At 70.3% G+C, this 8,897-nt stretch carries 6 protein-coding genes and 1 pseudogene; 3 read left to right on the forward strand and 4 right to left on the reverse strand.

Annotated elements, in window-relative coordinates; all coding sequences use genetic code 11:
• The 3 genes and pseudogenes from VN520_RS15195 to VN520_RS39640 form a co-directional block, all read right to left on the reverse strand.
• Positions 1 to 664: pseudogene (locus VN520_RS15195) on the reverse strand (potassium-transporting ATPase subunit B); the annotation flags it as partial.
• Positions 661 to 2,325: a potassium-transporting ATPase subunit KdpA gene (gene kdpA, locus VN520_RS15200; protein WP_325747444.1), complete on the reverse strand. Its 1,665-nt coding sequence runs from the start codon at positions 2,323 to 2,325 to the stop codon at positions 661 to 663. The pseudogene VN520_RS15195 and the gene kdpA, both read right to left, overlap by 4 nt.
• An 8-nt stretch (positions 2,326 to 2,333) precedes the next feature.
• On the reverse strand, positions 2,334 to 2,645 hold the full coding sequence (locus tag VN520_RS39640; protein WP_414719851.1) for a potassium-transporting ATPase subunit F: 312 nt from the start codon (positions 2,643 to 2,645) through the stop codon (positions 2,334 to 2,336).
• A 292-nt stretch (positions 2,646 to 2,937) separates the two neighbouring features.
• Between VN520_RS39640 and VN520_RS15210 the strand changes: the two genes are divergently transcribed.
• The 3 genes from VN520_RS15210 to VN520_RS15220 all read left to right on the forward strand — a co-directional run bounded on the left by VN520_RS15210 (position 2,938) and on the right by VN520_RS15220 (position 6,990).
• The gene (locus tag VN520_RS15210) at positions 2,938 to 3,507 is read left to right on the forward strand and encodes a TetR/AcrR family transcriptional regulator (protein WP_325747446.1); all 570 of its coding nucleotides are present in this window, start codon (positions 2,938 to 2,940) and stop codon (positions 3,505 to 3,507) included.
• A gap of 44 nt (positions 3,508 to 3,551) precedes the next feature.
• Positions 3,552 to 4,772, forward strand: coding sequence for a GDSL-type esterase/lipase family protein (locus tag VN520_RS15215; RefSeq protein ID WP_325747447.1), 1,221 nt, complete (start codon positions 3,552 to 3,554; stop codon positions 4,770 to 4,772).
• A 70-nt stretch (positions 4,773 to 4,842) separates the two neighbouring features.
• Positions 4,843 to 6,990 carry a SpoIIE family protein phosphatase gene (locus VN520_RS15220; RefSeq protein WP_325747449.1) on the forward strand — a complete coding sequence of 716 codons (2,148 nt, stop codon included), beginning with the start codon at positions 4,843 to 4,845 and terminating at the stop codon, positions 6,988 to 6,990.
• Positions 6,991 to 7,173: 183 nt separating this feature from the next.
• Here the strand turns inward: VN520_RS15220 and VN520_RS15225 are convergent, their stop codons facing one another.
• Entirely contained in the window at positions 7,174 to 8,619 is a 1,446-nt protein-coding gene (locus VN520_RS15225) for a glyceraldehyde-3-phosphate dehydrogenase (RefSeq protein ID WP_325747448.1), read from the reverse strand.
• Positions 8,620 to 8,897 lie beyond the last annotated feature (278 nt).

Here is an 8,897-nt window from a genome sequence, read left to right on the forward strand (position 1 = left end):
CGGCGCCCTCGACCAGGGCGATCATGCGGTCGATGAAGGTCTCACCGGGCTTGGCGGTGATCCGCACGACGACCCGGTCGGAGAGCACCTTCGTGCCGCCGGTGACGGCACTGCGGTCGCCGCCGGACTCCCGGATGACCGGGGCGGATTCACCGGTGATGGCGGACTCGTCGACGGATGCGACCCCCTCGACGACGTCACCGTCGCCGGGGACGACGTCGCCGGCCTCACAGACGACCAGATCACCGACGCGCAGTTCGGTGCCGGGCACCTCCTCCTCGTGACGGCCGTCCAGACGGCGGGCCGACGTGCCGGCCCTGGCCTTGCGCAGCGTGTCGGCCTGGGCCTTGCCGCGTCCCTCGGCGACGGCCTCGGCGAGGTTGGCGAAGACCGTGGTCAGCCACAGCCAGACCGCGATGGCCCAGCCGAACCCGTCCCCCGGATTCCGGAGCGCCAGAAGGGTGGTGACCACCGAGCCGACGAACACCACGAACATGACCGGGGATTTGATCATGACGCGCGGATCGAGCTTCTTCACCGCGTCCGGGAAGGACCTGAGCAGTTGCTTCGGGTCGAACAGGCCCCCGCCGGCACGGCCTGACGGGGCCGGGCCGCTGCCGGACAGGTCCTCGTGCGGGGCACGGGTGGGGGTGTCGGTGCTCATGAGGCGAGTCCTTCGGCGAGCGGACCCAGTGCCAGGGCCGGGAAGTAGGTCAGACCGGTGAGGATGAGGATCGTGCCGACGAGCAGGCCCGCGTAGAGGGGCTTGTCGGTACGCAGGGTCCCCGCTGTGGCGGGGACGGGGTGCTGCGCGGCGAGCGAACCGGCCAGGGCCAGGACGAACACGATGGGCAGGAAGCGGCCGAGCAGCATCGTGATGCCGAGGGTGGTGTTGAACCACTGGGTGTCGGCGTCGAGCCCGGCGAAGGCGGAGCCGTTGTTGTTGGCGCCGGAGGTGTAGGCGTAGAGGACCTCGGAGAATCCGTGTGCGCCGCTGTTGGTCATCGAGTCGGCCGGGGTGGGCAGCGCCATCGCCACCGCGGTGAAGCAGAGAACCAGTGCAGGGGTGATCAGGATGTAGCACGCCGCGAGCTTCGTCTGACGTATGCCGATCTTCTTGCCGAGGTACTCGGGGGTGCGGCCGACCATCAGGCCGGCGATGAACACCGCGATGACCGCCATGATCAGCATGCCGTAGAGGCCGGATCCGACACCGCCCGGGGCGATCTCGCCCAGCTGCATGCCCAGCATGGTGATGCCGCCTCCCAGGCCCGTGTACGACGAGTGGAAGGAGTTGACCGCGCCGGTCGACGTAAGGGTGGTCGCCACGGCGAAGATCGAGGATCCGGCGATGCCGAAACGGGTCTCCTTGCCCTCCATCGCGCCGCCGGCGATCTCGGGAGCGGGGCCGTGGTGGGTGAACTCCGCCCACATCATCAGCGCGGTGAAACCGACCCAGATGACGGCCATCGTGGCGAGGAGCGCGTAGCCCTGGCGCAGGTCGCCGACCATGCGGCCGAATGTGCGCGTCAGTGCGAACGGGATCAGAAGGAGCAGGAAGATCTCGAACAGGTTGGAGAAGGGTATCGGATTCTCGAAGGGGTGGGCGGAGTTGGCGTTGAAGTAGCCGCCGCCGTTCGTCCCCAGCTCCTTGATGACCTCCTGGGAGGCGACCGCGCCGCCGTTCCACTGCTGGGTGCCGCCCGTGAACTGCCCGACCTCGTGGATGCCGGAGAAATTCTGGATGACACCGCACGCGACCAGCACGATCGCCCCGATCACGGCGATCGGCAGCAGGACGCGCACGGTGCCGCGCACCAGGTCCGTCCAGAAGTTGCCGAGTCCACCGGTCCGGGAGCGCGAGAACCCGCGTACGAGGGCCACGGCCACAGCCATGCCGACAGCGGCCGAGACGAAGTTCTGCACCGCGAGGCCGCCCGTCTGCACGACGTGGCCCATGGCCTGTTCGCCGTAATAGGACTGCCAGTTGGTGTTCGCCACGAAGGACGCGGCGGTGTTGAACGCCTGGTCCGGGTCGATCGGCACGAAGCCGAGGGAACCGGGCAGGGACCCCTGCAGGCGCTGAAGCACGTAGAGAAGCAGGACGCCCACCGCGGAGAAGGCGAGCACGCCACGCAGATAGGCGAGCCATTGCATCGAGGCCGAAGGGTCGGCTCCGATGGCACGGTAAATCCATTTCTCCGGCCTGTAATGCTTTTCCGAGGAGTAGACCCGGGCCATGTGGTCACCGAGTGGGCGGTATGCCAGGGCGAGCGCGAAAATCAGCGCGAGCAGTTGGAGCACACCAGCTGTTACGGGGCTCATATCGAGCTTCAGAACCTCTCCGGGTGCACGAGCGCGAGGACGAGGTGAACCAGCAAGGAGACGGCCACGACCAGGCCTGCGGTGTTCTCGGCGGTCACAGCTTCGTCACCCCCCGTGCGATGAGGGCCACCAGTGCGAAGACCGCGATCGTGGTGGCGACGAAGGCCGGATCGGCCATCGTGAGCTCCTGTGTGAAGTGAACGGATGGGAGTCGGCCGGTGCGGCCGGACAAAAGCAAACCGCGAGGCCGGTCGCGCGCTGAGCGCCTTTGACGGGCTCCATACGGGGCCGGGTGAATTCTTGACGCGGCCCGTACACATGGGCGGCCGGCTTTTCGCGGCGCCCGCCGCACCTCTCCGTGCGGGGCGCCGTGCGCACGCGATATCGCAGAAAGCCGGCCTTCACCCGGCCTTCCGGCCCCACGTCACCGTCCGCCCGGGCGGCCCGAGCCCCCCTCGCCGCGATGCGCCCGGCCCCGGCCCCTTACGCACGGACCCCGGACGCCGGACCGACGGGGCGGGCGTCCGCCCGATCTCGTTCTTAGGGAGGTCGGTTATTTGCCTAATGCTCCTAGGCAGATGCATGATGGGGCTTCCTGAGGGGACGGTGACCGTGGCACGAGCAGGACTGACGGCAGAGCGCCTTGTGCGGGCCGGAGCGGAGATGGCCGACGAGGCCGGCTTCGACAAAGTGACCGTCGCGGCACTCGCCCGGCAGTTCGGCGTGAAGGACGCGAGTCTCTACTCGCATCTGAAGGGCTCCCAGGACCTCAGGACGAGGATCGCCCTGCTGGCCCTGGAGGAGCTCGCCGACCGTGTCACCGCCGCCCTGGCCGGGCGGGCGGGCAAGGACGCGCTGGAGGCGTTCGCGAACGCCTACCGCGACTACGCCAGGGAGCACCCGGGCCGCTACGCCGCGGCCCAGCTCAGGCTCGACCCGGACACTGTCGCCGCCAGTGCGGGCGTCAGGCACGCCCGGATGACGCGGGCGATCCTGCGCGGCTACGACCTGACGGAGCCGGACCAGACCCACGCCGTCCGGCTGCTGGGCAGCGTCTTCCACGGCTACATCAGCCTGGAAGCGGGCGGAAGCTTCAGCCACAGCGCCCCCGGCACGCAGGAGACCTGGTCACGGGTCCTCGACGCTCTCGACGCCCTGCTGCGGAACTGGCCCGCCTCCTGACAGCTCCTCGCGACACAGCCGGACACCGGAACAGGAAGCGGAAGATGAGCACCCACCCCGGACTGACAGCCACCCCGCTCACCGGGGACCTCCTGCGCGGAGCCCTGGACCTGGAGCGCACCGAGCACGGCGTGCTGCCGCACCGGCTGCCCGCCCGTGCCCGTGCCCAGAACACCGACGGCCGGCTCGCCATGGCCGAGTCCCAGCCCTCCGGCGTGCGGCTCGCCATCCGCACCCGGGCGACCGTCGTGGAGCTGGACACCCTGCCCACCAAGCGGGCGTACGTGGGGGCTCCGCCCCGCCCGGACGGGGTCTACGAGCTGCTGGTCGACGGCCGCCTCACGGACAGGGCCGCTGTGTCCGGAGGCAACACCCTGACCATCGACATGAACGCCGGGTCCGCCGAGGTCCTGCCGGGGTCGGCGGGCACCCTGCGCTTCAGCGGCCTGTCCGGGGACATGAAGGACATCGAGATCTGGCTGCCGCACAACGAGACCACCGAGCTGGTCGCCCTGCGCACCGACGCCCCTGTCGAGCCGGTCCCGGACCGGGGCCGCGCGGTGTGGCTGCACCACGGCAGCTCGATCAGCCACGGCTCCGACGCCGCGGGTCCCACCACCACCTGGCCTGCGCTGGCCGCCGCTCTCGGCGGCGTGGAGCTGGTCAACCTGGGGTTCGCCGGCAGTGCGCTGCTCGACCCGTTCACCGCCCGCGCCCTGCGCGACACCCCGGCCGACCGCATCAGCGTCAAGATCGGCATCAATCTCGTGAACACCGACGTGATGCGCCTGCGCGCCTTCACCCCGGCCGTGCACGGCTTCCTCGACACGATCCGTGAAGGCCACCCCGCCACGCCGCTGCTGGTGGTCTCACCCGTCCTGTGCCCCATCCACGAGCACACCCCTGGCCCCAGCGCGCTCGACCACAGCGCCCTGGGCGAGGGGAAGCTGAACTTCCGTGCCGCGGGAGACCCTGCGGAAACAGCTGCCGGAAAGCTCACCCTGAGCACCATCAGGGACGAACTCGCCCGCATCGTCGAGCAGCGGGCGGCCGAGGACCCGAATCTGCATTACCTCGACGGCCGCGAGCTCTACGGCGAGGCGGACTCCGAAGAGCTGCCTCTCCCCGACGCACTGCACCCCGACGCCGCCACACACCGCCGTATCGGCGAACGCTTCGCGAAGCTGGCGTTCCACACCGGTGGCCCGCTCGCCGTCGCGGGCACGGGGCCGGTTGAGAGCGGGGCCGCGCAGGGGCATTCTTGAACAAAGGTCGCATATGCGTGTTCGTGGGCGACCTGCCCAGGCGGGGAGGACGAGTGAGGGGCCCGTGAGCATGGACGAGGCGGAGCGCCGGAACCCGCCCGCCGGCAGTGGCGGGACCGCACCGGCGGCTGCGGGCGGACGGCCCGCCCGCGGGGCGTCCGAGGAAGTGCGCTGCGCGATCCTGGAGCAGCTGCCGGTACCGGTGGCCTACTTCGGCCGGGAACAGCTGCTCGCCATGGCCAACGCGGCGGCGGCGAGTTCGGTCGGCAGGCCCGAGGCGTCCCTGGTCGGGCTGCTGCCCGGGGAGATCGAGCCAGGGCTGTTCCTGGAAGGCGGGGAAGGGCTCGCCGAAGCCGTCGAGCGGGTGCTGAGGACGGGCAAGGGCGAACCCTACGAGACGCACCTCATGGTGCAGGGCAGCGAGCACATCTGGCAGGCGGCGATGTCACCCGTACGCGATGCCGTCGGCCGGGTCCAGGGCGTGTCCGTCGTGACGCTCGACACGACCGACCAGTTCTGGGCGCGCCGGCGCCTGGCCGCACTGAACAAGGCCAGTATGCGCATCGGCAGCACCCTCGACGTGGGCCGCACCGCCGAGGAGCTGGCGGAGCTCGGCATCGAGGACTTCGCCGACTTCGTGACCGTCGACCTGCTCGCCGAGGTACTGGCCGGCGACGAGGCGCGCTCCGTGGCGCACCGGGACAGGATCTCCTTCCACCGGGTGGCCCAGAGGTCGGTGCTCGAAGGATGCCCCGAATCGGTCGTCCCGCTCGGCGAGATCCATGAGTACGACCGGGACTCCGTCGTGGGCCGCGCTCTGACCGCCGGGGAGCCCTCGCGCCACACCGTCGACGAAGAGGCCCTGCGGCGGTGGGCGGCGGATGAACCGGCACGGACGCGGAGCATGCGTGACAACGCGATCCACTCGGTACTGGTCGTTCCGCTGCAGGCACGCGGCGTCACCCTCGGTATCGTGCTGTTCTGCCGCCACCGGACCCCCGGGGGGTTCGGCACGGCGGATCTGCAGCTCGCCGCCGAGCTGGTCTCGCGAGCGGCCGTCTGCGTCGACAACGCCCGCCGCTACACCCGCGAGCGGGCCACGGCACTGGCCCTGCAGCGCAGCCTGCTGCCCCGCCGGGCCGCCCGTCAGCAAGCTGTCGAGGTCACCGCGCGCTATCTCCCGAACACCGACGGTGCCGGTGTCGGAGGGGACTGGTTCGACGTCATCCCGCTGTCCGGCGCCCGGGTCGCCCTGGTCGTCGGTGACGTCGTCGGCCACGGGCTCCACGCCTCGGCGACCATGGGAAGGCTCCGCACCGCCGTGCGGACCCTCGCCGACGTCGACCTGGCGCCCGAGGAACTGCTCACACAGCTCGACGAGCTGGTTCTGACGCTCGACCGGGAGCAGCCTGCGGACGGTGCGAGGGTCGCCGGGGCGACCTGCCTGTACGCCGTGTACGACCCGGCGGCCGGATGCTGCACGATGGCCGGAGCCGGCCACCCCGAGCCGATGCTGGTCCGCCCCGACGGCACCGTCGAACAGTTGCGGCTGCCCTCCGGCCCGCCGTTGGGAGTGGGCGGCCCGGCCTTCCGAGCGGCCGAGTTCGAGCTGTCCGAAGGCAGTTGGCTGGCCCTGTACACGGACGGACTGATCGAGAGGGCGGGCGGGGACGTCGATTCCGCCCTCGCCGAACTGCGCGACCTGCTCGGCCGCCCCTCGCACTCCCTCGAAGAGGCCTGCGACACCGTCATGGACGTACTGGTTCCCGAGCAGCCGGACGACGACGTCGCCCTGCTGCTGGCCCGGACCCGCCGTCTGGACGCGGGCCACTACGCCTCGTGGGACCTGGCCGCCGACCCCGCCGTCGTGTCGGACGCCCGCACACGCGCCTCCGCCCAGCTGAGGGCATGGGGTCTGGACGACGCCGTGTTCACCACCGAACTGGTCGTCAGCGAACTGGTCACCAACGCCATCCGCTACGGCGGCGATCCGATCCGGCTCCGCCTCATCCGGGACACCGCGCTCATCTGCGAGGTCTTCGACGGCAGCAGCACCGCTCCCCATCTGCGCCGCGCCCGGATCTTCGACGAGGGCGGCCGCGGCCTCCTGCTCGTCGCCGGTCTCACCGAGCGCTGGGGGACCCGCTACACCGGCACGGGCAAGACCATCTGGGCCGAACAGCCGCTGCCCGACGTGGAAGAGGCCGGCCTCGACTGACTCCGGCAGCTTCCGCCGGGGCCGCCGCCCGGACATGAGCGACGGCCGGCCCGCCGAGCTGTGAGGCGGCCCGGCCGTGCACGGGGACACGCGCCGGTCCCCACCGCGTACGGGTACCGGCTCGGCCCGTCGTGGAACCGGCCGGGGCCCCCGGCGCCGCGCCGGGAGCCCCGGCCGGAGGGATCAGGCCGCCGGAGCCGGGTAGGTCGGGTACTCGACGCCGGAGACGTGCTGGACGACCCGGATGACCTGGGAGGAGTAACCGAATTCGTTGTCGTACCAGAGGTAGAGGATCGCGTTGTCGCCCTCGACCTTGGTGGCTCCGGCATCGACGATCGAGGCGTGACGGGAGCCGATGAAGTCGCTCGACACCGCGTCGGGAGCGGTGATGAAGTCGATCTGACGCCTGAGCGGCGAGGTCAGTGACACGTTGCGGAGGTAATCGAGGACTTCCTCGCGGCTGGTGCCGCGTGCGAGCTGGAGGTTCAGGATCGCGATCGAGACGTCCGGCACCGGGACCCGGATGGAGCTGCCGGTGATCTTCGCCCTGAGGTCGGGCAGCGCCTTGGTGACGGCGGACGCGGCGCCCGTCTCGGTGATGACCATGTTGAGCGGCGCCGAGCGGCCGCGGCGGTCCGAGTTGTGGTAGTTGTCCAGGAGGTTCTGATCGTTGGTGAAGGAGTGGACGGTCTCCACATGGCCGCGCAGCACGCCGTACTCGTCCGCCATCGCCTTGAGCGGGGGGACGATGGCGTTGGTGGTGCAGGAGGCGCAGGAGATGATCTGCTCCTCCGGCTTGATCGTGTCGTGGTTGACGCCGTGCACGACGTTGGGGACGTCACCCTTGCCGGGTGCGGTCAGCACGACCTTCGCGATGCCCGGCTGAAGGTGCTTGGACAGGCCCTCGCGGTCGCGCCAGCGGCCTGTGTTGTCGATGAGGACGGCGTCCTTGATGCCGTGCGCCGTGTAGTCCACCGTCGTCGGGTCGTCGGAGTAGATCACCTGGATCTCGTTGCCGTTGGCGATGATCCTGCTGTTCGCCTCGTCGACGGTGATCGTGCCCTGGAACTGGCCGTGGATGGAGTCGCGGCGCAGGAGCGAGGCGCGCTTCACGATGTCCTGTCCGGCACCCTGGCGTACGACGATGGCGCGCAGTCGCAGGCCGTTCCCGGAACCGGTCTTCTCGATGAGCAGGCGGGCCAGGAGGCGGCCGATGCGGCCGAATCCGTAGAGGACCACGTCACGTGCCTCGCGCCGCTCCGTCTTGTTGGCACCGGTCGCCCCGGCCACGGCCTCGGCGGTGAAGTCGTCCACCGACAGGCCTCGGCCGTCGGTCCGGTACGTCGCGGCGAGCATGCCGATGTCGATCTGCGACGGGCCGAGGTCGAGCGCGGAGAGAGCGTGCAGGAACGGCAGCGTCTCGGTGACGGAGAGCTCCTCGCCGGCTATCTGCCGGGCGAACCGGTGGGTCTTGAGGATGCTGACCACCGACTTGTTCACCAGGGAGCGGCTGTGGAGCAGGATCGTGACGTCCCGCTCCCGGTGCAGCTTCCCGATGATCGGGATCATCGACTCCGCGATCTCCTCGCGGGTCTTCCAATTGGTGAACGAGTCCTCGGTGGCAGTCACAAGTCCATCTTTCGAGCTAGGCGGTGCTCATATGTTAACCGCACCCGATTTTGATCAGGCAATCGGTACCGCTCGTGGGTCCGGTCCGCGACAGCCCGGTGCCATGGGCCTCGTGAACACACCTGACGCCCCGTGAACCGGCGCTCGTGGCCTGCGGGAAGGGGCCCGGGCGCCTCCACCCGACGGCAGCCGTCCGCGCGTGACCGCGTGAGCGTGGGACCGGCCGGACGCCCTTCCGCCCGGGCACAGTTCCGTGGGATCCGGCCCGCGGCATCGGT

This window comes from Streptomyces sp. (assembly GCF_035563135.1).
Taxonomy (GTDB): domain Bacteria; phylum Actinomycetota; class Actinomycetes; order Streptomycetales; family Streptomycetaceae; genus Streptomyces.